This window comes from Paenibacillus sp. MT86 (assembly GCF_058792535.1).
The window spans coordinates 2939896-2964857 of the sequence record NZ_CM179499.1 but is presented as its reverse complement, the minus strand read 5'-3'; the positions used below and the strand labels follow the sequence as shown (position 1 = coordinate 2964857).

Sequence of the window (24962 nt, the reverse complement as noted above, 5' to 3'; positions counted from 1 at the left end):
TCATCGTGGTTTTTTAGTAGACATATGTTAGCTCTTCGACAATTCCCATTCCGGTAATCGTGATGTAAGTCACTACTCATAGCTTGGATGATGATAGACTCCTTCTTGAACGGAAGCAGCCTGCCCTTACCGTCGATGCATGGAACCCGTTAATAAGTAAATGATTGCTGGATCGTACCGATCCTTGCATTTAAATATTGATTTTCTTGATATCTCATATTTTCGAACGCCTGCACAGCGGCATTGGCTACATCGATGTCTTGTGCGCTAGTTCCTCCGCTTACACCAATGCCGCCGACAACCCTGCCTTCGTGAACGAGCGGAATCCCTCCGCCAAGTATGACGACTCTACCCTGATTCGTTGTATTAATGCCAAATGTAGCTCCGCCCGGAAGCGCAGATTGCGCTAAATTCGCCGTCGGCATTTGCATCGCTACGCTGGTCCAAGCCTTGCCAATGGCGATATCTATGCCTGCTATTCTCGCGTTATCCATCCGATGAAAAGCTATGAGGTTCCCCCCTTCATCAACGATCGCTACATCAGAATTAAGACCCATTTGTCGTGCTTGGTGTTCAGCAGTTTCCAATAACTTCTTAGCCGCAGTTAAAGTGAGTTTGTACATGGTAGCTCTCCTTTGCTTAAAAGAAATACTACATTATATTGCCATTGCCTATATAGGTGAATTGCCCAATGCCAGCACTTCCGGAATACGGCGACATTAGAACAAGCTAATAACAAAAAAAGCCGCGATTTCCGCGACTTATTTGGCACCATGTTGAGTTCCTCCCGCTTTGAAAGAAGGCTGCGTACTCCTGGTGCAATGCTATTCGACTAGTGTGGCAATACTGAAGCCTGTGTTAGGCATAGGCAAATGCCGGTCCCAACCGTTCGATAACTCGATCCAATTGTCCGGTTAAATAAGGCGAGACCTCACCCAGTCCGGCTAATGCTTCTAACAACGGGAAGGTTTGCCCACCCCAAGGGCCATGTGGATCATGGACCTGTCTGCCGATCCGTAAGCCATCCGCTTCTATGTATATCTTCAATCGTTCCACACCTTCCACAAGCAGGTCGACCGGCAGCGCTTTGTTTCTGCGCCGGGACCATTCTGCCAAGAAGGACATCCCGCGTAGGCTATCATATTCAAAAAAACGCGGAAAGCAGGGCTTCAGCCAATCCATATCCAGAACGCCGCCATGCTGTTTCGAACACACCAGACGATGCTCGATCAAATACCGGGCGCCTTCATCCAAGAAAGCGGCTTCCTGTTCGGTGAATTCACGGTCTGTATGCCATAAGATCGCTTCCAGCGGGGGAAGCGTTGAAATGATAGAGCTTTTTCTTGAATGAATATAAGCTTCCGGCTCGCAGTTCAATCCGCCGTCTGGCAGCTGATGCTTTAAGAGCCATTCGCGAATCCAGGGCAGCTCCGTGTCCACATCGCAGCCATACGCTTTCAGAATCATATAGAATACGGCAAGTTCACAATGGCAGCAATCCATCTTCAACCGGTCACTATCGTTGGTTGGCTGGTCATCGGCTGTAATGATGAAGGTCCGCCAAACCTGGGTTTCGAGTAGATGTTTAGCCCTAGCGATAACCGATTCCGGGATCAGCTTCACCTCTCCCATTTCGTATAGAGCGGCCATATGCCACCAAGCGCCATCCCATTTATGGCGGCTGTTCTCGACGTGACCCGTCTCCCATTGCGAAGTAGATTCAAGGAATTGGATCGACTCTTCAATTGCCAAACGGATTCTCTGATTAGATTCCATTCTACATCCCCTTCATTGACATTTTCCGGTTCACGCTTCCGTCATTCGGATTTCGATTTCCTTAATCACCCTTGCTGGATTGCCCCCGACAACCACGTTATCCGGTATGTCCTTGGTAACCACTGCCCCGGAAGCAATCACGACATTATTGCCTACCGTGACGCCTGGATTGATGGTTGAACGTCCTCCGACCCATACGTTGTTTCCGATGGTTACCGGCTTTCCATATTCCGGCCCTTTAATTCTCTCGAACGGGTCCACCGGATGCGTTGCCGTATACACATGAACGCCTGGGCCGAACATGCAGTTATCGCCGATTCGCACTTCACACACATCCAGGATGGTACAATCAAAATTCGCGAAGAAGTTCTCGCCTACGTGTATGTTGTAGCCATAGTCGAAACGAATGTTAGGCTCCATTCCTATGTGATCGCCAGTTGATCCCAGCAATTCTTTCAATATTTGAATTCGTTGTTGATCTTCCATCTCCGTAGTCTGGTTAAACAGCCGAATCATTCGCCTTGCATATGCCCGGTCTCGCATTAGTTCAGGATCGGAAGCAATATATAGTTCTCCATCCAGCATCTTTTGTTTTTCTGTTTTCATCCTGATAATCCAATCCTCTCTCATCTTGAAGTCAAGTCTCTGTCCGACAAACTAGTTGTGTCATAACGTCCTGTCTAAAGCGGCATAGCTCTCTGCCAATAAGACCCGCCCCACAGAAGGAAGTCATTAGATAGATATCACTTCCCCTTCTCCACAAGCTCAAGCGAATAAGCAAGGCTTTCCAAGGTCCTGGCAATTAACCCGTACATATAGTCCTGATCCGGATGTTCTAGTAATATCATTTGAGGCATGTGCATTTCCGGAATATACTTCAGACATTCCTGCCGGATGATGTTCACATCATCCGGCTGCACCAGGCTCCCAGTCAAAGCAATCGTTTCTGGATTTAATATGGCGATCAGGCTTGCCACTGAATGCGCAGCCAGTACATGAAAAGTTTTCCGATCGTGCAGCTGTTGGAATTGAGCCTCTTGGGATATGCCTAACGGCAAAAAAGCAATTTCGCCAGCAAATCGTGTAAAACCTCGATGAATACGCCCATCCACCATCATGCCTGCACCGGGTAAGCTGCCATCGATGAAAGTTACGACGGCAACCGTCTGTTTCTCATCACACCCTTGTTTATGGTAGAAGCCATATACGGTCAAGTTCATGTCATTTTCAAGAATGACCTCAACCTTATGCTTATCGCGAATGAACGCTTCCAAAGGAACGTTAATCAGTTCCGGTATATCACTGACATTGATGACCCCCTGGTCGACTGCACCGGGGACGCCGATCCCAACCGCCCGTATTTGCGGATATTGCAAGATAAGCCTCTCGATTACCCGATCGATTAAGGCGGGATCTATTCGATTATGTTCTTCATACCCTTGGTCTACAATCTCCCCGGCCATATTGGCGATTGCATATGTAAGAGAGCGGGATCCCGCTTCGGTTTTGACAATGGCAGCAATAATATATGAATGATGCATGTTATACTGGTACATTTTGGCTGGACGTCCGCCCTTCGAGTCATCCACAGCCACCTCCAACACTTCACCGGCATCCAGCAACTCGTTAAGAATATGATTACAAGTGGCGATGCTTAAGCTGGTAGCTTGCGCAACCATGGCCTTCGTAGCCGTTCTCATCGCCATGAGCGCCTGTCGAACTTTCTCCTGATTCATTTGTTTAACCAACATGGTGTTGTTTGTAATGGAGTTCATAATCAAAACCTCAAATAGTTTTTATAACTCTTATAATAAGTACTATATTATATCGTTATTCGTTTGTCTACCAGTAATCATTCCAGCCCTCTATCCATAAAATTCAGGTAAAACAACGACGGCAATTGATAACACTTCGTGATCCTTTACCCAATCCTTCGTTCAAAAAAGAAAAGGCTGGCAACCGACTCTACACCATGATTGCCAAAGTTGTGCCCAGCCTCTTAATCGGGCATCCACTTCCTATTTCAAGTGTCTGCTAGCCCGTCTAATGAACATTGCATTTTCATTTTTAGGATCATGTTGGAAAATTCCCTTTAAGATAGGAGTCCCATAGGTTATTGATAAATTCAATCTGAATGTTGTTCTCCAGCGCCGTGGAAATCAGGCCCCAGTCATCGGATACATAACCCGCCAGTTCAGCATTCCGGGTGATCCTGAACGTTTGCTTGAATGCATATTCCCGAATATCCCGGGTTGTCTGACTTTCAGAGGGACAAAGTTCATGCAATTTCTCGTAACATGAATTCCATGCCGAGTCAAATTCATCCGTGTCCCGCACATCTAATTCGGCATTCCAATCCACTTCTTTATCAAAGACATTTTCAAAAAAGCTGCCTGCGCTGATCATCGAAAACATCTCGGCCGCTGTCATCAAGACTTCTCTCCTCCTTCTATGCTATGTGCCGATATACAGCTTCTCGCCTGAGAAAACAGCCGAATACCCCAACCTGTGCAGCTCGAAATACGGCGCCATCGGGTCGCCTTTTAGCCCGTAACGGTGCCACTGCAAATAGTAGGAGATCCAGTAATCGCAGGCAATCGAATAAAAAGCCTCGTCCAGAATCTCTATAGGCTCCTCTTCGTTTTTGTGCTCCATAATCACTTCGGACAGCGCCTCATAGACATCGGGATCATAGGATTCGCGAACGCTGTCTATTTTCCCTGGAGGAAGAAGCTCGATTTTTTCGATTCCATCCAGGTAGGCGACCGCTTCCGCTGCACGTTCCCATTTCGCAAAAATATCCAGCAGCTGCTTTAACTCCCGAATAAACTGCTCGCCATAACCTCTCAATACGTCCTCGGATACCTCATCCCCTTTGCCGTTAAAATAGGCCGGCACTGTTCCTCCGGTAAAATCCTCCGGGTCCAGCATCTCGTAAATCCGGGAGATCCGCCGCAAGTAAGCATGTCCATCCTCAAGCGGCTCAAAGGTGGCCTCCACCCCTTTTCCGCTAGGCATATACATTTGAAAATATCCATATAACGCTGCTTCTTCAATCACGGCCTCATCGGAATCTGCTTCTTCATCCATCAGGTTGAGCAGATACCGTGCATAAGCCTGCTTATCCATATGTACCCTTCTCCTTCTCGCCGTTAAGCTGGTTATTAAGGTTCTGGTAACAAAAGTTCACCGACCGAATGCCCCTCAGCTCCTCAGCTAAACACGTTACTATATTAACACACAAATCTCCTTCATTGGCTTCGGTTAACAATAAGCCATCACCTTAGACGGCTGTGTTGATAGGTTCGTCTCTCTTCTTATCGTCCAAAGGTAAGCACCTGCATCGCAGGAACAAAAAAAGTCGCCAGATTGGCGACTTTTGTCATGAAAAATTCCGTTATGGTTGCGGTAATTTCAACCTACCACCATCTCCTTGATTCAATCAGGACCATTCATCAATGAACGCTTGAATGCGCTGCTTCACTTCCGAACGCTTCTCTTCGGTTATCCCGCCGATTTTAGCTTTATTCAGGTGCTTGAGCGCATCATTCAGGTGTTTCACGGCCTGTTCCTGCTTCCCTTGCTTCTGCTTCAGCTCCGCTTGTTTCAGCGCATTGCCGATCTGCTGGCTCAGCGGATGGCTGATATCGCCTTGTTGCTTCCAGGACTGAATATCGTCCATCAGTGCCCCAATCGTATCCGATGCTGCAGCATCCGACACTTCAATCTTCATCAATTGCGTATCATTCGTGTAGTAAATATGGCCGTCGTGTCCGAGATTCACATGCTGGGATTCCGCCAGCGTCTGAAACTCCATCGTAACCGGGTCAACCACGGTGACGTGACCGGCAAGCGTCAGATACATGAGGCCGTCCTCGCTCCAGCGAATATACACCGGACGCCAGTTGCCGTATTTCTCCACGCCTTTGTATATCGTTTTGCTTTTTACGATTTCCAGGGTATCCGGATCTACGGCAAAGAGCGTCCCGTCGTAAGCCGCCCACAGCAGTCCGTCCGGACCGAAGCTGGTTCCGCTAATAATATGCGGCGTTGGAGAAGCACCTTCAATAGAAGGAACCCATTCCTTCTCCACCTTGCCCGTCGCGATATCCCAGACAAACATTTTGGCAGCCGGCTCGGAAGGCGTGATGCCCAGCCCGCCGGCAACGGTGGTTGAGCCATATACCTTACCGTCTTTTACCGCAATGCCGACAATCGATTGATTGTTGATGACGTTTTTGTATTCGGTATACTGGCTGCTGTTTGCCGGATCATAGATCGTCAGGGAGCCGCCCAGCTTGCCGTAATCCGGAATGGTGCCGATGAACAGTTTACCTTCCGCTGCTCTCATGATGAACGGACGGTCCTGACCGGTAATTTTGAACAGGCTCTTGCGCTGGGTCGGATTTTCCGCATTGTATTCGAAAATATCCGCACCCGGATATACGCCCATATACATCTTGCCGTTCATGGCGGCCATGCCCTCCGACTGACCCATCGGGAAGGTCTCGAAGGTTCCGGTGTCGATGGAATACGCGGACCCTGTGCCGCCAGGGTAACCGCTGATAAACAGCCGTCCATCCGGACCGTTCTCCATGGTTTGAACAGGAATCGGATTGCCTTTCACCGGATAAGGTACGGCTTTGACCTGCTTGGTCGTCAGATTCATGTAAGCGACGCTGCCTCCGAATTGAACGGTTGCAAGCGAAACACCCGGTAGATCCGGATCGTTCGGCACCTCCACCCAGGCCGTATTGCGCAGGAACGTTCCGTACACGACGCCGGTGTCAACCGCAGCAAGGGTATTCAAATCCACTTCCATCAGATGGTTATTCTGGACGAAATAGATTTTATTGCTGCCCTCCGGCCCGTAAGAGAGGCGGATGCCTTTATTGTTCAGATGGTAGGTATCGCTCCATTGCTGCAGCTCCAGGTCATAGAACAGAAGCCCGCTGTTCCCTTTGCCGATGCCGGCAACCAAATATTTGCCCGCAACGTCCAGCTGGTTCACCATGCCGAGGTCTACCGCTCCGTTATAGGACGGAAGCTGGATGGTTTCCTTCTCCCCAGTCGCTACGTTCACTTTTATAATGCTGCCTTCAATCCCGATGCCGACATACAGATATCCGCCATGATATGCCGTGGAACGGCTGTAGCTTTGGCCTGTGCCTACGATGCCGTAGTCCTTCATTTCCCCTGTAGCTGGATCGTATCGGCCCGCTTTCGCATTCGGGTAAGAACCGAAGTAGACACGGCCCTGTTCATCGTGAGACAGGCCGTACACAACCTGCTCACCGATGCCGCCCAGATTTTTCAGCTGTTTCGTGACCGGAGAGTAGGCGTACAGCGTGCCGTTGCCCCCGATATACACCGTGCCGTCCGGGGTCGTCAAATGCGTCCACGAGCTTTCGGAACCCGTAAGCGGATGCGTGCTCAGCACCTCTTTGGTTTTCAGATCAATGACATGAAAAATAGCCGGCTTGCCGGACACCGTCGTATAAATAACCTCCCGTCCGTCTTGTATGCCAAAGGCCCCGTCATATATGGCAACGCTTTGCATCGGGGAGCCCAAATCGATAGGGTCGCTGTAAGTTTTGCCGATTTCCGCCGAGGCGCTTGCCGGGAAGAAAACCGCAGTCAGCAATGTGATGCAAATGGCGAGACATAGATGACGGAGTCCCTTCTTCGCTTGAGATTTGCTGTGGGTAACGTTCATCAATTCAGACCTCGTTTCTGGTATGGAATGTACTGCCAAATCAATCAAATGGACCGACCTATAAGGGCAACTCGAGCGTTTACCTAGCAAGGATCGCGGCATCCCTCCTCCGTTATGAAGTGTTGTTCATGCTTCTCTGGTATTTATGTAGTTCATATGTTCGCAAAGAATTTAGCATACACCCCACTGTCTGTCAACTGGTTCTTATCTGGTTATTCAAATAGAAAACGATAACTCAAAAAAAAAGCCGCGACCTCATCGGTCGCAGCTTTCGTAACCATTTAGCTTCCTGCCGTTTTCCTGCGCAGCACGGATATCAGTTCCCTTTCGTCTACAAGGTAGGAGAAATATTGCTTCAGCCGTTCCCGGAACAGCAGCATCTCGTCCAGGCTAAGCCCTACATCTCTGCAGGTCTTATACAGCGGGGCTATTTCTCGATGCAGGTTGAGACGGGACGGCCGGCCTTCCATCTCCGGATCTACGTTCTCGGTGATGTAACGGTTCGCCGGAATGCTGTAGGTATGCCTGCGAATGTATTCCTGCACTTCGTCAGAGACTAGGAAATCGGCAAAGCTCTGGGCCAGCTCCCTCTCCTTGGAGCACGCGCTGACCCCGATTCCGGTGCCCAATAGCAGGGTTGTCCCATGATCAAAATGCGGCAGCGGCGCGACGTCATAATCAAAGGTCGCTCCCTTCAGCTGGTTGAGCAGATAATAGGTCGTCAGAATGACAGAGACCTTTTGCTCGCGGAACAGCTTCTCTGCTTCAAAAGCCCCTTGGGCCAAGGCCAGCGGGAACATGCCGTCCTCGTGAATCAATCCGCGAAGCCAAGACAGCCCCTCGACCGCACGGCTCCACGAAGCATCGATCTCAGCATTGCCCCTTCGCTGCATGAGGAATATCGGCCAGCGGTTCAACGAGTACAATTGCAAGGCCAGGCTGTAGCGCCCGGGGCTTCTCAGCTCACGCAGCATTCGCTGGAGATCGTCCCAGCCCCAACTGCTGTCCGGCTCAAACTGGCGCTTTTCCCGCAGATGTTCTTTATTGTAGGCCAAGAGGACGGGAGAATGAATGAACGGCTGCGCCGCCAGCCGGCCTTCGGCATCCATGAACGGGCTGTGCAAAAAAGTATAAGTAGACGCGCGCGGCTCCTGACGGTAAAACAGACCGGTACTGCCGTTCTCCTGAAAATGCATCATATCCTGGATGTTGACGGACAGCACATCCACAATGCCAAGCCTCATCAGATTGGCGATGCTTTCCGGATGTTCGTAGGGAAGGTCCACAATCTCCACAGCCACCCCCGGATGCCGCTCCTGAAATAAGGCGAGCACATCTTCCATTTCGGCCTCCGCATATAGGGAAGGGTACAAACCGAAACGAATCTTACGGGTTTGCCGGGAAGCTGCAACTACTTGGGTGCCTACGCGAGGCACTTTCACGATCAATTCTTCCTGAACCAGCTGATCCAGCGCCTGCCGGACTGAATTTTTGCTCAGTCCATACAGCTCGATCAGGGTCATCTCCGATGGTAGATATTCGCCTTGAGCGTAAGTGCCGCGTTTAATTTGTTGGCGCAGGTCGGTGACCATGTGCTTCATTTTATTTTGATACGTATACCGGTCGGATTTAGCCATATGAGACCACCTTTATTTACCATAACTGGTTTGCTGCATCAATCCATTCTTATAGTATAATCACTCTTCAGTTCGTTTGGCAAAATGAAATCCTGTGGAAGCTGTATCCAAGCAGACAATCTTGAATTAACAATACTAAAAAAGCCGCCATGGTAGGCGACTTTACTCTTCAACGTTATTTTTCCGATATCGCTTTAAGTAAAAACGGGATACTTCCGGGCATATTGTTTGGACACCCGGTATAATTGCTCGATCTCCAGCCGTTGGGTGGCACTGAATTCCTCATGATTTTTCGAACGGCAGCGATAGTTTGTCAGTATGCCCTCCAGCATGAGGTAATACTTGGCATTCACCGGGTAGAGCTGCTTCTCAAGAAATGACGACACACTAAGAAAATCAGACAGTTCCCCTGCCGCTTCCGGTTGGCTTTCCCAATTCCTGAACAGCCATGTATACAACTCGGGGTGGAAGTTGGCCATCACGCCGCTGAAGCCGAAAGCGCCGAGCCGGTAGCTGTCCAGAAGCGTCGCCGTATTGGCGTTGAAGATTTTCAGACTTCCGCCCCGGACCGCCTTGAGTTTATCCCCGATCAGCTGCAGGTCGCAGCTCACGTCCTTGATAAACCTGAAGCGTCCGGTATCGGAGCATTTCTTCAGCATCTCGGGCGTCAGAAGCCGCCGATACGGGGCTGGACACTCATATAATCCGAGGGGGACGTGTTCTGGTAAACGCCCGAGCAGCTTATCGAGATTCGCCAGCCACACATCATCGGATTCCTCAGCGGCGGCAAGCCTGTTCGTGATTAGTACGACGGCGTCGACGCCGGTTTCGGCCATGGCGTTCAGCTCTGTTACCTGGTCCTCAAACGCATCCGATACATGACCCGATGCAATGACCGGTACCCGGCCGGCAGCCTTCGCTTTGACGAAGGCTGCAATCAATACGCGCTCCTCCAGAGTCAATGTATACATTTCGCTGGATTGACAGACGGCAAAGAGTCCGTCTGCCCCCCGTTCGATATACCAATCGATAAGGCGCTCCAAGGCCTCGTAATCCACATTGTTCTGCTCCGAAAACGGCGTTAGCATAACCGGCCAGTTGCCATCGGTGATGATCTGATACATATGCGTCCCCTCCTGAATGGTTCGTATCATTGGTTGTGCTTTATTCTTTTGCAGTCAGTATATTTTGCGGTTCCCTTCCTTCGAATATATCCAGCAATGCCTGAGCGGTAATCATGCTGACCCGCGTATAGGTCTCGAAAGTCTCGGCTGCGGTGTGCGGCGTCGTTATCAGGTTCCCGATTTGCAGAATCGGATGGCCGGGGGTTATGGGCTCTGACTCGTAGACATCGATGGCCGCCCCGGCGATGACTCCAGACGACAGCGCCCGGGAAAGCGCCTGTTCATCCACGACGGCTCCTCTCGCGGTGTTGATGAAAATGGCGGATGGTTTCATCCTGGCAAAAGCCTTGTCATTCATAATATGGTGCGTCTCTTTCACGCTGGGTAAATGCATGCTGACGATATCGCTATGCGCCAGCACATGCTCGAAAGTTGTCATTGTAACGCCGTATTCCGACGCTTTAGCTGTATCTGGATATTTATCATAAGCGATAATCTCGACATCAAAGCCCTTCAACTTCTTCGCGGTGAGCTGTGCGATATTCCCGAAACCTAAAAGGCCGATCGTTCCTCCAGCAAGCTCAGAGCCGACAAAACGTTCCCAGCCGCCGTTCTTCGTCGATCGATCCAGCTCGGGAATGTGACGACGGACCGAGATCATCAATCCGATCGCCAGCTCGGCCACCGCGTTGGCATTGCCTCGTGGTACATTGGTTACTTGTATCCCATACTTTCTTGCAGCCTCCAAATCGATATTGTCCACGCCAACGCCGAAACGGGCGATGCCTTGAAGCTGCGGCGCAAGCTTGAATACCGCCTCATTCCAAGTATCCACGCCGGCAATGACGCCGTCGACCGATCCCACCACTTCCTTCAGTTCCTCGAACGTCAGCGGACGTCCGAAACGATTCTCGATGATCTCGCATCCATGGCTTTCGAGCAGCCGCTTCGCATCCGCGCACAGTTTGGAGTAATTCGTAGCCGTTACTAACACTTTTTTCGCCTTCATTATTTAACTCCTCCTACCGTCATTCCGCTTACCATATATTTTGATGTAAACAGATACATCACGATGACCGGAATCGATGCAATAATGGAGCCACCCATCAGGGGTCCCCATGCGAAGACGTCGCCGACGATCATATCCGACAATCCCAGCGTGATCGTCTTGTCAGCGCCTTTTGTGACAACAACCAATGCATACAGATATTCGCTCCAGCATAACGTGAACGAAAAAATGAAGGTAGCCGCAATGCCCGGAGCCGATAACGGAAAAATGATCTTGGTCATCGTACGGATTCGCGAACATCCATCGATCATGGCCGCTTCCTCGATCTCGTCCGGGATGGATCTAAAATAGGAAATGAGCATCCACGTAGCATACGGAATCGTGATCGTCGGATAAATCAGCATGAGACCGTAAATGGAATTGTTGATGCCGATGGCCGTCACCAGCATGTACAGCGGGATAAACAGAACGGCTCTCGGCATCAGGTACGCATACAGAATGCTTTTGGAGATGAAGCTTCTTCCTCGAAACCTGAGCTTGGAGATCGCATATGCAGCCAACATGCTGACCGTGATCGAGAACAAGGATACGATCAACGAGACGAACAAGCTGTTTTTGATATTCGTCATAAAGCCCTTTTCGTTGATCAGCTTATCGTAGGCGGTTCCGAGAAATTCCTTCGGCCAAAACGTAGGCGTCATGGAATAGATCTCCCCGTTGGATTTGAAGGAGGTAATCACCATCCAATATAAAGGGAAGAGCGCGAATATTAGCAGCAGCGCGAGCGTCGAGTATACCGTAACTTGCTTGCCGAGCGAATTCTTCATTAAGATCACTCCTTACTTGTCGGACGCCAGCGAACGCTTGGTCACATAATTGATCAGCATGATCAGCGGCGGCAGCGTAATGAGGGAAATCGCAATTGCTTTGCCGAGACTCATGTTCAGAAAGCCGACGGTATAGCTAAGCGTGGATAACACCTGCGTGCCATTGTCTGGACCGCCGCGTGTCAGCAGCCAGATAATCTCGAAGTCGTTCAGCGTCCAGATGGTGGTGATGACGGAAGACAGTATGGTCACTTCTTTTACCGAGGGGAGCGTCATGTAGAAAAAGCGCTTGATCGCTCCCGCTCCATCCAGCATAGCGGCTTCATACATCTCTTTGGACACCGTCTGCAGTCCGGCCAATATGGCAATGCCCATGAACGGAATGCCCCGCCACACGTTGACGAGAATGACCGAGAACATGGCCAGGTCCGGTGTGGCCAACCAGCCGACGGGACTGTCGATGAGCCCTGTTTTGAGGAGCATGGCATTCAGCACGCCGCCGACGTCGGAGTAAATCCACTGCCAGGTAAATACGGAGACGATCGTGGGGATGGTCCACGGAAGAAACAGCATCACCCTGAAAAAGTTTCGAGCAACGATATTCTCGTTAAGCACGAGCGCCATAATCATCCCGAAGACCGCTTTCAAAATGACGGCCACCATCGTAAAGACAACCGTATTCCATACCGCCTTCCAAAACACGGAATCGGTAAATAGCTCCGTATAGTTGCGCAGGCCGATGTACGTTTCGGGAACGCCGACCACTTTATTCGTCAAGCTAAGATAGACCGCCCAGCAAAAAGGGAGCGCCATGACAGCCAGCAAATAGATTAGCACCGGACTCATGAGAAGATAAGCCAGCCTGCTGCTTGTATCACTTCGTTCCCGCCTAGGCGCCCGGGTTTTCCCCGGCGTTGTTTGGACTTCCAAGCTTTTCATTGAGAGCACCTTCTTTCTGACGCCTCAGGCTCATCCGCAGCCACGGACCTTGCATCGATGCCTTGTAATCGGACTGCGGAGCCTGATGCGCGGTTAAGTCATAACCCTACTTCGCGTATACCGCCTCGATCTTGCTCTGTAATTCGTCCACTGCTTGTTGAGCCGTGAAGCCGGAATCCAGAAGCATCTTTTGGAAAACGTCGTTGACATATCGAAGGTTATAAATCTCTCCAGCCTTCGGGCTATACTCCGCAGGGTATCCAAGGAAAGCGAAATGTGCGATGGAGTCGACGAATCCTTTGTTCTTCTCCTCCTGCCATACGGATTCGTTTGCCAGGTCCGTGTAAATCGGACCGGTCAATGGAGCTCCATTCTGCACCCACTGGCCGTACCACGCTTTGTCCGTCATATATTCGATGAAGGATTTGGCAAGCTCCTTGTTCGCAGATGCCTTGAATATGCCTAGATTGTTGCTAATGCCAGGCACTACCGCTCCCTTCGGTCCTGCGGGCAGCATGGCGATCCCCGTATTCTCGTACAATTCGGGATTATCGTTCTTGATCGTCGCAGCCAAGCTGCCGACGTTGAAGATCATGGCCGACTGGCCGCTTAAATACGATTTGTTGTTGCCGCTGTCATCCCATCCGATGGAGCTCGGAGGCGTTACCTTATCTTCGATGAAAATGTCCCTGATCAACTGAACCGCCTGAAGAGTTTCGGGCGTATTCACCGCTACATTCTTGCCGTCCTCGGTATCGAGGGAACCTCCGTAGGACCAGATGATCGCCCGGGTCAGCCATTCGGCATCCGAATTGCCTTTCCCGTACCCGAGTCCAGCGCCGTATATCCCTTTGGAAGAATCCGTGAGTGCCTTCGCCATTTCGCGGAATTCCTCCCAGGTTCCAGGCGGCTCGCTGTAACCGGCTGCCTGAAGCATGTCCTTGCGATAGTATAAAGCCGTGGACTCGGTCCAGAACGGCACTCCGTATAACTTGTCCTCGAACGTCACGGAGGTTTTCAGGCTGTCCTGTATTTCCCCGTTTACGTTCTCCACGCTGCCCACAACGTCGGTAACCTCCTCAAGAACGTCCTTGGCATAGAACTGTCCGACTTCCTGGTAGCCAAAGAAGGAGACGTCCGGCGTAGTACCCGATTCGATGGCTGCCGACCATTTCGGATAAAAGTCCTCGTAAGCGATAAACTCCACGTTGACATTCACATCATGCTCTTCCCCGAACTGTTTTGCCCTCTCTTGGATCATCTGGTTTTGCTCTTCGAACATCTGCTTCTTCATCCAGAATGTCAGGGTTTCCTTGCCCGGCTCCTCACTCCCTGATCCGCTGCCTCCCGTTCCCCCTACGCTGCATCCTGCCATCAATATCATGACTAAAGCTGCCGTTACCCATCGTATGGAGTTTTTCTTCATCTTCATCATGTTCACCCCTCAGCATATAGTGGAATGTCCTTACACCATTCATTGTAAGGGCTTCATAAACTGGGTTAAATGATATAGGCTTAACATCCGCTCTCCTTACTTAACATGATGCCGCAATCGAAAGCAGCGGCCGAATTAGACAAAAAAAGCCCGCTTCCAGCCCAAATGCATGGCTGAAAACGGACGGTATTATAGGCTTTATTACGGCATTCCGGTTTCCAAACTGTTTCGGTATTCTTGCGGCGTCACGGAATAATACTTTTTGAACACCCGAATAAAATAATTCGGGTTGTGGTATCCCAGCTTCAGGGCAATTTCGAAGTTTTTCAAGGAGTGGTCGGCCAGCAGCTCGGCCGCTTGCTCCATTTTCAACCGGAGCACATAATCACTAACGTTGAATCCGGTCTCCATTTTAAAGAGGCGGGACACGTGAACCGGATGCATATACATATGGTCCGCGATGGCTTGCAGGGAAATATCCTGAGACAGATGATCCCGTATGAACCGTTTCATCCGGGACACGGCAGCGCTCCGGTCGCTGCGCGTTGCCTGTTCGGCGCTTGACTCCAGTAGAGGCAGAACTTGGCCCACCCATTTGCCGAGCGTGGCCGCAGTCGTGCATTGCGAGAGTCCCGTTACATCCGCAAGGGACGCTCCGACGATATCGGCCAGACTGCGTCCGTTCTTGTGCGCATATGCGCTTAGCGAGGAATATATAAAGAAAAAGGCTTCGGTTACATGCTCTTGAGATTGGCTGTGCGCGAGCGACAATTCCTTCAGGATCTGCTCAAGTTTCTCTTGGATTTGCTTCCAACTGCCGGATTCCAGCAGATGAGGGAGCAGCGGAGGCTCATAACACTTTTGCAAGGAACGGACCGGATGCAGCTCCTCCTCATCTTCTGCGTAAACGAACATATCACTGTGGCTGCCGATATGGCGGCGCAAAGCGAAAAGACTGTCTTGATACAGCTTTCGGACATCTTCCGGGAAGGAACCTCGCTTTCCGATCAGGACGGAGATTGTTCCTTTCAGGTAACGGCTGACATTCATCTGCAGCTGTGCAGCGAAATGCTTGAGCTCATTCTCCTCTGTATGCTCATGAGGGTGCATCCTAGCCGCCGAATCATCGCTTTCAAAAACAAAAAAGACGAGATATCCATGTATGTCCCTGCATCGCCACAATCGAAACCGTTCTCCGAAGATCTCGTCCGCCATGTTACCGATCGCGTACTCCATGATGGAGGAGTCATAAGGGCTCATTTCCGTCAGACGGTCCTCCATGCGTACAAGCATCAGAGCCGCTTGGTTTCCGTTGGCGGATTTCATTTCAAGCAGCTCCAGTTTTTCGGCCCAAACGTTCTTTGGTGATTTCATGCCTTGAAGCAGCTGATTCAGGAATTCGCCTCGAATATGTGGCAGATTAACCCGAAAAGCCTGAACCGCGCGATTATAGGTTTCGCTGGACTCACGCTCCTGCCGCAGCGATTCCACAGCTCCGCCTACTTTTTCAAGAACGACTTCGTCGCTGACGGGTTTTAGCAGGTACTCATAAGTGCCAAGCGTAATGGCTTCCTTCGCGTAAGCAAAATCGGCATACCCGGACAGCAGGATCGTTTTGATATGCTTCCATTTTGATTTCGTGATCTCGACAAGCTCGAGGCCGTTCATCCGTGGCATCGTGATGTCGGAAATCATGATGTCGACCGGCTGCGTCTGCAGTATTTCCAGCGCTTCGAAAGCAGAGTATGCCTTGTGCACCTCATCGATCCCGATTTTCTGCCAAGGTATCGTATGCGCAAGCCCCTCCACCACGCTTGCTTCATCATCAACGATCAGCAATGTATACAACGTTATCCCTCCCTTCCCTACTCGGTATTTCCCAGCATATTTCCACGCGAAGTCCTCCTGACGGCGATTCTGAAAAGGCCAGGCCCGCATGTTTGCCGTACCGGGTGACCAGTCTCTGATGAATGTTCCATAGACCGAATCCTCCGCTTTCGTTCAAAGGCTCTTCGATCTGTCGCTTCAGCTTGTCGATGATGCCAACGTCCATGCCCTGGCCGTTGTTGTCAATTCTGATCCTGCATCGACTCCCTTCGATTTCACCGGAAATATGAATCATCGCGAAATCCAACTGATCCTCAACACCATGGATGACGGCATTTTCCACGATAGGCTGAAGCAGAAGACGCGGAATCTCGAGCTGCATCATGCTGTCAGGAACCTCGATCTCGAAGGTTAGTCGCTGAAGCCGCAGCATCTGAATCGTTAAATAATTGTCAACCAGCTTCACTTCCTCTTCAAGGGGCGCGGTCGGTTTTTCCAGTCGCGTCGTGTACCGGTAATACTCCCCCAAGTTCAGGGCCATGGCCACGACAGCTTCCTTATCGCCAAGATTGGCCATGTTTTTGATGTAGAACAGGCAGTTATACAGGAAGTGAGGGTTAATTTGCGATTGGAGCTGCTTAAGCGTGGCTTCCTTGGATCGCAAAGACTCTTTGTATACCCGTTCGATGAGCTCCTCGATTTGCTCTGCCATGTTGTTGAAGGAGTGAAACAGATACATGAACTCGTTCTTCGGCACATCCTTCAGGCGCGTCATGTATTGACCGTCCCTGATCCTTCTCACCGCATGAAGCAGGCGGGAAATCGGACGCTGGACATTGCGGTACAACAACAAGGTCAGCAGTAAAACGAGAACAAGCAGGAGCGATACGGAAATATAAAAGAGGGCGCTGCTTAAGGTGATCGGGGAATATACGCTGTCCAGCCGGACGAAATCCACCAGATACCAGCCCAAACTGCTGGACAAGACGTAATTCATTACATATTTGCCTTGCCCCGATTGCACGATTCGGCTGCCCTCTTCCCCGAGTCGCAATTCGTTCAGGGTGCCGGCGGCCATTCGTATCGTTTCTTCGACCGATGTGCTGTTGGCAATAACGGTTCCGTCAGGTGCATACAGGAATGGCTCGCTGTCCCCGTCCTGTTTCAACCGATTCAGCATATTGACCAGATTCTGGTCGGTGAAACGGACCTCCACGATCAGATCCTGCGAAGAAGCGGACGTTCTCATCCAGCTAAAAAAAGCTTGTCCTCGCGAATCCCGTTGATAAGTCCAGTTCTGCTTATGGGCATGAGCCAAGTATTCGGCATCATACCTTGCCGACAAGTCGGTTGTCAGCAATTCACGATACGGCGTCAGGTACATTAAGATTTGGCTGTCCCAGCTGCTAGTTGCAATCTGCATGTTCAACATATCCGTGATCCGCTGCTGGCTGTCGATTCGTTCCATGGGAGTGCTGCCTGAGCGCTCCGCCAGATAACTCTTAATCCCGTCATCATTGCTCGCGATCACCGAATATTTCGTTAGCTGGTCGATCATGGTGTCCATCTGACTCATGAAAAACGTCAGTCGGTTCCGCTGGCCCTCCTCCACAGCCGAACGGACGACGTTAATGCTGACCTGATGGGAGTAGGCATACAGCAAAATAATCGGAATAACCAGGACCGCCAGCAATGTTGTAAGCTTGGCAAACGTACTTGTTCTTAACCGCTTCATCAAAAACATACCCCCGTGTCAGAGCGATTCGCTCTACTTCTCGCTGTCGATCAGTTCTTGCAATTGAACGTTTGCCGACTCCGCAGCAATTCCGACATCTTCGCCGATAATTCCTTTCACCACGATACCGCCGATAATGTCCCGTGCTTCCTTCACGTGAATGACTTTTGGACGGTCGTAGCTCATTCCGATCGGAATGGATTCATTGATCACCGGAATCAGCTCATCCGGAAAGCCGGAGATTCCTTCCTTGTCATGCCACAGCGAGCTCCGCGCTCCCGGATTACCGATCTTCTGGGCTTGCAGCACCATGTCCCTGCCCGAAGCCCACTCGATGAATGCCCAGGCAGCATCCTTGCGGGCAGAATTCGCATTGATGCCAATGGCCCATGCAGTGGTGCTATACGGCTTGCGACCGGCATCACCTGCCGGAAAGAGCGCATACCCGATCTTCTCCTTGGCTAATCCCGATTGCGCTAGCAGGGAGTAGATCGCGCTGGCATCGGTGAAAAATACCGCTTTTCCTTGCGCAAAGAGATCTGCGGATTGCGGCCAGCTGTAACTAAGCGCATCGGGCGGTCCATAGTTTCCGAGCAGCCTTACATATCGCTGAATCCCCTTGAGCGTTTCCTTTGTGTTCAATGCCGCTTTATCTGCGCTTAGAAAATTCCCGCCCTCGGAGTAAACGAATGACGATAGCTGGGTTACGAGAGCGCTTCGCTGCCCTCTAGCGACAAATCCGTACATGCCATGCTCGGGATCATGCACCTGTTTAACCGCCGCTTCCAGCTCTTCTAAGGTCTGCGGGACTTCGATCCCTTTTTTCTCTAGCAGGTCCTTGCGATAGTATAGTATCTGCTGCTCCGTCGATAGCGGGACGGCAAGCAGCTTCCCGTTCACCGTTACCGATTCCAGCGCCGTTGAAGAGAAATCGGCGAAGTCGTAACGCGGGTCCGATACGGCATACGATTCCAAGGGCGTTAACCAGCCGTTGTTCTCATACAGAATTAGCTCTTCCAGCGGCCGGATCATGAACACATCGGGACTTTCGCTACCTACCGTCATCTGTACGAACATCTTTTGGCTGAGCTGCTCATTGGTCAACGCTTGAAAATCCACCTTGATACCCGTCTGCTTCTCAAATTCGGGAAGATGGGCGCGAAGGATGTCCGCAACCGGATTTTTAGCCATATATGCGGTAATCCGCACATTGTCAAACGGGCGTTCCGGTTGGTGAGACATACTGCTGTCGGCCCCGTTCCTCCCCGCCATGCATCCGGTCGCCGACACCATGATGACGACAATCCATAACACCATGCAGAAACGTCCTGCAAACTTCATAACTTCCCCTCCTGTCAGTCGGTCATAAATCGATATTAAAGCGTTTACAATGGAGAAGACACTGAAAAAATTTAACATATGGTATACAAATTTAGCCTTTCATGCATGGACCTAATTCTCATTCGGCATTACGACAGACGAAATGGCCCTCTTTATCAAAGACTTTATTAATAGAAAAAAGCCGCTGATCTCGTTCCGATTAGCGGCTTAGAAATTCACCTATTCTGCTTTCTCTTCATAGACAACGACGGTCTGACTTTCCGCTTCCCACTTGACGGTTGCATTCAATGCCTCGCTTATAAATCGTACGGGCACATACGTATTGCCCTTGGTAACGGTAGCTGGGGCATCCAGCGAAATTTTCTTGCCATTGACGGACGCTGTTTTACTGCCAACCAGGAGTTGGATGCTCACTCCGTCCTTCGAGACGGTGATGGAACGCTTTTCAGGATTCCATATAACCTCAGCCTCCAAAGCCTCGGCTATGGCGCGAAAAGGAACATATGTATTGCCTTTTTTGACAAACGGTTCAGTGTCCGAAGCTTCGCCGTTCACATACAGCTTAACTCCATTCTTTTTACCTGCCTTTTTATTGAGCTTTCCCATGGTTTTGTAAAGATCCAGGTTTTTAAAATTGGCTTTGATGGCTTCTTCTTGCAAATACACGGCTTCAGTCACGCTGCCGTTTGTTTCAAGCATGTCCGCTGCCGCTTCTAACGCCTTGTCCTTTTCAATAATGGCCTCAAGTTGTTTTTGTTGCTCGTCCGTTAACTCTGCCGCATATTCGGTAAGCAAAATATTGGCTAGAACGGCGCCTGCCGGTTTATCCTCAACGTTTTGAATGGCATTTAGCAAACCTTTGTATCCTTTGTGTCCTTTGTTCTTGGAATCGACTTTATCGGTGGAAGGGTCGTTTGCTTTCTCTGTTTCCGGCGTTGTGGATTCCTGAACCTGGTCCTCTTCTTTGCTGGACTTATCAGAGGAATCGACTTCCTCGGTTTGCTGCTTGTCATTACGAGTTTCTTTTTCTTTTGGTCCCTTTGGCGATGCCGCGTTACTTGTCTTGCCGGGGGGCGTGTTGCTTGGTTTGGCTGAGATCGTGCCTGCGGCGGTCGCAAACATCAGGGCCGCGCTGGTTAGCAGGATGACTGTTTTTTTCATGATGATTCCTCCTGAATGATCAGATATGCATGCTCCATTCTTTATCGGCAGAAAAAATAGACTTCAATAGATCATGGTAAAGATTTGAATAATGCGGTGAAAATCAAAAAGCCGCCATGAGGGCGACTTTTCTTGCACATCTATTTTGTTATCATCTGCATTCATATTGATAATAGTCTTGTGCATGCACGGCTTGAAATCCAACCGACTCGTATAACCTCAGCGCATGGTCGTTTTTCGTTTCGACTTCCAAGTGCACCGAGTATCCGGCTGAGCTCTGTTCCTTCACGATTCGCCGCAACGCTTTTCTGCCTATTCCTCGGCCCTGATATTCCGGCAATATGGAGAAACCATAAATCCACGCCTGCCCCTCTTCGCGGCTGACTCGCAGCTTCCCGACCGTTTCTTCGTTTACGTCAATCATGAACATACCCGTATTATCAGCAAAATGATGACTCTCCATCGCCCTGGCATCTTCTTCGTCCAATCCGAATGCTTCCACGGATAAGCGCACGCTTGTTTCATAATCTTCCCATGTTGCCTGCCTCAGCAGAATACCGTCCGAATCCTCAAGCGGCATTTCCTGCCACGTCATTTGATGCTCCGAGAAAGCATGCTCCGCACCTAGTTGGTGCAAAAATGCCTTTGCCGCATCGGATCCCGCTGGCGCGTTCAACAAGATTTTCTTGTATCCGGCGAGTTTTACCTGTTCCATTCCGAGATGAAACAACTGCTGGAAATGCCCTTTTCGTCGTTCGGCAGGCTTTACCATGCCGCATACTTCGACGGTCGAGCCAAACGGATATAGCCCAAGAAACGCTACAAGTTCCTTTTCCTCATAATGAAAAAAATCCAGATTCTCCGTTTTGCGTTCTCTGAGCATTTCCCAATTCAGCTTTAATTGGACATGGTCATGAAGTTCGCACTCGGCTTGCAATCGTTCAATGTCTTTTAGCTGTTGTGTCGTTAGCATGTTATCTCCTAATCGGTTCTGAATGTAATTTACGGTCTCGTGCTATTTCAAAATATGGGATAATACGGCTACCGGCTTCCGGCCGGTGATCAGCTGTTGGCCATCCGTATAACCCTCTTCGCGTCCTTCAAGCTCTCCGATGAGGACCGAACGCCAATACCGGATTCGTTCCTGCCGATCTTCATCCCCGATCGCGTTGTGCAGCTCATTGGGATCTTCAACCAGATCGAAGAACTGCTCCTTGCCTGTTTGGGAGAACCAGATGTATTTCTCCTTTCCGTCGGTAACCCAATGATTGGACTGAAGCCCTTGAGCGTGCTCTCCATGAAGATGTGGACGCCAATCCGGCTTGCTTCCTCCATCCCTTCCTGCTGACGCTAGTCTCCAGATGCTCTCGCCTTCAACCGTTTCCGGTATAGGCACGCCGGCCGCTTCCAGCAGCGAGGGCATGATGTCCCGCATTTCCACGACATGATCTGAAACCGTGCCGCTCTTCAGGCCTAAACGGTTGCCGGGATCGTTGACGATAAACGGCACGCGGGTGCTGCCTTCGTACGGAAGAGACTTTCGGAATAAATGATGGTCCCCCAGCAGCTCGCCATGATCGGAAGTAAACAGGATCACCGTGTTGCCTAGCTCCCCATATTCGTTCAATGATTGCAAAAAGCGTCCGATTTGGTGATCGATATGCGTGATCAGGGCGTAATAGGCAGCCATCGCTTTACGCAGACGGCGTTTCGGGACCAGTCCCCGCCCCGTTATAGGGGAGTATCCGGCCAGATCCGGGTCCTCCGTCTCTGCCCAATCGCCAACCGGCGGCTCCGGAATATCGGCATCCTCATACAGATCCAAGTAGGCCTGCGGAGGGTCGAACGGAGGATGCGGCCTGACGAATGACATCCACAGGAAGAACGGCTTCCCGGGGTCCCGTCGCCGCAAAAAGTCAATCGACTGCGTTACCACCCAGTTGGTTGGATGCTGCATTTCCGCCAAATGCCAAGGACGAGCGACGGTTGATGAATTGCAGTCCAAACCAAGATCGGTCATGTCGGCGCCCGGCACCCTCTCGCGGAGCCACTGCAAGTAATCGTCAACTTGATCGTAATGCTCCTGCATCGGAATGCCGTGGTTGTTGCGGTTGTGATGCAGGTAACCATCGTGAAGCATTACGTTGTGGAACCCCAGCAGATTGCGTGCAGGGTAAACATGCATTTTACCGATACACTGCGTGTGATAACCGGCTTTAGCCAATTCCCCCGGCAGCGTCTCCTTGTAATTCCACGGGACGCAGTCTTGATAGCCGACGCGGCCGTGAGCGCGCTGGGATTGGCCGGTTAAGATCGCCGCTCTTGCAGGTACGCAGGTGGGTGTGGCAGAATACGCATGGCTAAACCTTACGCCGCTCCTTGCGAGCTCGTCCAGATTGGGCGTTTCCACCACAGGGTGACCTGCTATGCTAGGGCAATCAAAGCGCATCTGATCGACCGTAATGAGCAGCACATTCGGCCTTCCCTGGCATTGAGTCGAATTCATCATATTCCCTCCTCGGCATGATACTGATATCTATTTGATCATACCTTGTTGCTGAGGGTTGTCAATTGCTCTGCGATTATCCGTAATGGCCCAGGATGATTACGATGGTTATGAATCCACCAATCCTTACTCTGCTTTACTTCTCTGTTACGTCTACGTTTTTGCCATAGGCTTCAAGCTGCGTTAATGCCGGAAAAAGCGCCTCATCGCCTTTGATCAATCGTTTGAGCACCAACCATTCCACTTTGCGGGGTTGAATCTCAAAATATTGGATGCTCCGGCTTTTCACGGGATAGAGCTGCTCCGTTGAACCATCGGAGAATGCAATCGTGACTTCCTTCCACCAGCTGTCATGAGGAAAATCGCCGCGTAAAACAAGACCGATCCGGTCAAGCTCAACCGTTCGCCCGAAATCCAGCGTCAGCTCCGCATCCGACTGCTGGTTAATACCCCAGGATTGATATGGATAGGAGCCGTGATTGTGGTTGGCATAAATGCCGTCGATCGCATTGCGCGCAAAGAAGGTGGGATCATTTCGGGTTTCCACGTTGGCGTGAGCATGCGGGTAAGCGTTGGAATCATGCTTCTGGTCATGGGTATTCAATGCCAAATTCCGATATTGGGTAATTTCGCTATCCGCCGCATAGCGTACCGAAACATAATGTTTTGTCCCCGTAAATGCCTTCTCTGGGTAGGCTTGCTTGAACGACAACGGTATTTCGTATTCCCAGCTGGTTCCCTTGACATATACCAGGGACGGAAAGAGTGCCTCATCCAACTGAACCACCAAATACCGATTCGGGTGCTCCGTCGTAATTCTAAATTTGTCGCCGGCGGCGTATTCCAGCTGTTGACAGGCCAGATAAGTGAAATCCTCGTCTTCCCGCTCCATCACGCGGTCATGGGAGGATGCGAATGACGATCACCTTCCACCCTCACGTTCTGTTCACGATTCAGCAATTCAATTTTGATTCTTGGCATGATCCTTCTCTCCTTGTTCAAGACATATAATGAACTCAAATGGATTTATATGAACCCATACGAACATTATACATCGAACGAAACGAACAGCAACTCCTACGACAATAAACATCAATGATTATTTTTCAAGTGCAAATAGGGCTGCTGTTGTTCCATGAATCTGAGTCGTATCAAAAACAGGGATATTCGTATCTTCCTGTTTAATAAGAAGACCAATCTCAGTACAGCCCAGTATGACTCCCTGGGCACCTTGCTTCTGTAATTGGTTGATCACACGCAAATATTCGTTCTTGGATCGTTGAGAAATAATACCCAAGCACAATTCGTCATAAATGATATGGTTGATAAGTTGTATGTCATCTTCATCAGGAATCAGCACATGAATGCCGGCTGCAATCAGTTTTTCCTTGTAGAAATCCTCAGTCAGCGTGTATTTGGTTCCAAGCAACGCTACGTGATTTATGCCGCTTTCCATGAGCTTCTTCGAAGTGGCATCTGCAATATGAATAATGGGAATACGGATTCTTTGCTGAATGATTGGAGCAACCTTATGCATCGTATTGGTGCAGATTACGATAAAATCCGCACCACCCCTTTCAAGGTTTACGGCAACATCTCCTAAAATTTCTGCGCTCTTGTTCCAATTCCCAACGGCCTGGCATTCTTCAATTTCTTGGAAGTCCACGCTGTATAGCAAAATTTTTGCGGAATGCAGCCCACCCCGTTGTTCCTTTACGACCTCATTTATAATCTGATAGTACATCACGGTGCTCTCCCAGCTCATGCCTCCGATGAGTCCAATTGTTTTCATCATTGCCTCCGTAAGTATCAATTTTTCTGTGTCATTACTCTAATGTAAATAGATGTTATGATCAACGCAAGCAGCAGCCTTCGTAACCGGTCGACAAGACGACCGTCGTGCCAAATGCCAGGAATCCGTTAATCATA

At 50.3% G+C, this 24962-nt stretch carries 21 protein-coding genes; all 21 read right to left on the bottom strand.

Translation table 11 applies throughout. The features are described from left to right. Positions 1 to 149: 149 nt before the first annotated feature. Positions 150 to 623, bottom strand: a complete 474-nt coding sequence (locus tag AC3RCL_RS13135; protein WP_096774095.1) for a GlcG/HbpS family heme-binding protein — start codon at positions 621 to 623, stop codon at positions 150 to 152. Positions 624 to 858: 235 nt separating this feature from the next. Next, positions 859 to 1776, bottom strand: a complete 918-nt coding sequence (locus AC3RCL_RS13130) for a prenyltransferase/squalene oxidase repeat-containing protein (protein ID WP_492535650.1) — start codon at positions 1774 to 1776, stop codon at positions 859 to 861. Positions 1777 to 1806: 30 nt separating this feature from the next. Next, positions 1807 to 2382, bottom strand: a complete 576-nt coding sequence (locus tag AC3RCL_RS13125) for a sugar O-acetyltransferase (protein ID WP_492535648.1) — start codon at positions 2380 to 2382, stop codon at positions 1807 to 1809. Positions 2383 to 2519: 137 nt separating this feature from the next. Continuing rightward, on the bottom strand, positions 2520 to 3551 hold the full coding sequence (locus tag AC3RCL_RS13120) for an ROK family protein (protein WP_492535645.1): 1032 nt from the start codon (positions 3549 to 3551) through the stop codon (positions 2520 to 2522). A gap of 298 nt (positions 3552 to 3849) precedes the next feature. Then, positions 3850 to 4206 carry an immunity protein PIM1 family protein gene (locus AC3RCL_RS13115; RefSeq protein WP_492536343.1) on the bottom strand — a complete coding sequence of 119 codons (357 nt, stop codon included), beginning with the start codon at positions 4204 to 4206 and terminating at the stop codon, positions 3850 to 3852. 24 nt (positions 4207 to 4230) lie between these two features. Continuing rightward, positions 4231 to 4905 carry a hypothetical protein gene (locus tag AC3RCL_RS13110; RefSeq protein ID WP_192571593.1) on the bottom strand — a complete coding sequence of 225 codons (675 nt, stop codon included), beginning with the start codon at positions 4903 to 4905 and terminating at the stop codon, positions 4231 to 4233. Between the two features lie 313 nt (positions 4906 to 5218). Beyond that, positions 5219 to 7492 carry an FIMAH domain-containing protein gene (locus AC3RCL_RS13105; protein ID WP_492535643.1) on the bottom strand — a complete coding sequence of 758 codons (2274 nt, stop codon included), beginning with the start codon at positions 7490 to 7492 and terminating at the stop codon, positions 5219 to 5221. Positions 7493 to 7773: 281 nt separating this feature from the next. Further along, a complete protein-coding gene (locus AC3RCL_RS13100) occupies positions 7774 to 9129 on the bottom strand; it encodes an ABC transporter substrate-binding protein (protein ID WP_492535641.1) in 1356 nt (451 codons plus the stop codon). Between the two features lie 194 nt (positions 9130 to 9323). Further along, positions 9324 to 10253 carry a dihydrodipicolinate synthase family protein gene (locus AC3RCL_RS13095; RefSeq protein WP_492535640.1) on the bottom strand — a complete coding sequence of 310 codons (930 nt, stop codon included), beginning with the start codon at positions 10251 to 10253 and terminating at the stop codon, positions 9324 to 9326. Between the two features lie 40 nt (positions 10254 to 10293). Further along, positions 10294 to 11262 (bottom strand): phosphoglycerate dehydrogenase, encoded by a 969-nt coding sequence (locus tag AC3RCL_RS13090; protein ID WP_452515464.1) that lies wholly within the window; start codon positions 11260 to 11262, stop codon positions 10294 to 10296. Beyond that, positions 11262 to 12089 (bottom strand): carbohydrate ABC transporter permease, encoded by an 828-nt coding sequence (locus tag AC3RCL_RS13085; RefSeq protein WP_119847941.1) that lies wholly within the window; start codon positions 12087 to 12089, stop codon positions 11262 to 11264. The genes AC3RCL_RS13090 and AC3RCL_RS13085 overlap by 1 nt, the downstream gene beginning before the upstream one ends. Positions 12090 to 12101: 12 nt before the next feature. Beyond that, positions 12102 to 13028, bottom strand: a complete 927-nt coding sequence (locus tag AC3RCL_RS13080; protein WP_213578922.1) for a carbohydrate ABC transporter permease — start codon at positions 13026 to 13028, stop codon at positions 12102 to 12104. Between the two features lie 106 nt (positions 13029 to 13134). Continuing rightward, a complete protein-coding gene (locus AC3RCL_RS13075; RefSeq protein ID WP_096774105.1) occupies positions 13135 to 14463 on the bottom strand; it encodes an ABC transporter substrate-binding protein in 1329 nt (442 codons plus the stop codon). Positions 14464 to 14664: 201 nt separating this feature from the next. Further along, complete coding sequence (locus tag AC3RCL_RS13070) at positions 14665 to 16311, bottom strand: response regulator (RefSeq protein ID WP_277746132.1); 1647 nt, start codon at positions 16309 to 16311, stop codon at positions 14665 to 14667. Further along, positions 16289 to 18025 (bottom strand): sensor histidine kinase, encoded by a 1737-nt coding sequence (locus AC3RCL_RS13065; protein ID WP_492535637.1) that lies wholly within the window; start codon positions 18023 to 18025, stop codon positions 16289 to 16291. The genes AC3RCL_RS13070 and AC3RCL_RS13065 overlap by 23 nt, the downstream gene beginning before the upstream one ends. Before the next feature lie 33 nt (positions 18026 to 18058). Next, entirely contained in the window at positions 18059 to 19366 is a 1308-nt protein-coding gene (locus AC3RCL_RS13060; RefSeq protein WP_492535635.1) for an ABC transporter substrate-binding protein, read from the bottom strand. A 219-nt stretch (positions 19367 to 19585) separates the two neighbouring features. Continuing rightward, the gene (locus AC3RCL_RS13055) at positions 19586 to 20527 is read right to left on the bottom strand and encodes a copper amine oxidase N-terminal domain-containing protein (protein WP_096774109.1); all 942 of its coding nucleotides are present in this window, start codon (positions 20525 to 20527) and stop codon (positions 19586 to 19588) included. A gap of 151 nt (positions 20528 to 20678) precedes the next feature. Further along, positions 20679 to 21500 carry a GNAT family N-acetyltransferase gene (locus tag AC3RCL_RS13050; protein WP_213578928.1) on the bottom strand — a complete coding sequence of 274 codons (822 nt, stop codon included), beginning with the start codon at positions 21498 to 21500 and terminating at the stop codon, positions 20679 to 20681. A 42-nt stretch (positions 21501 to 21542) separates the two neighbouring features. Next, complete coding sequence (locus AC3RCL_RS13045; RefSeq protein WP_492536341.1) at positions 21543 to 23033, bottom strand: arylsulfatase; 1491 nt, start codon at positions 23031 to 23033, stop codon at positions 21543 to 21545. 136 nt (positions 23034 to 23169) lie between these two features. After that, the gene (locus tag AC3RCL_RS13040; protein ID WP_492535633.1) at positions 23170 to 23925 is read right to left on the bottom strand and encodes a hypothetical protein; all 756 of its coding nucleotides are present in this window, start codon (positions 23923 to 23925) and stop codon (positions 23170 to 23172) included. A gap of 207 nt (positions 23926 to 24132) precedes the next feature. Further along, positions 24133 to 24825 carry an aspartate/glutamate racemase family protein gene (locus AC3RCL_RS13035; RefSeq protein ID WP_492536339.1) on the bottom strand — a complete coding sequence of 231 codons (693 nt, stop codon included), beginning with the start codon at positions 24823 to 24825 and terminating at the stop codon, positions 24133 to 24135. Positions 24826 to 24962 lie beyond the last annotated feature (137 nt).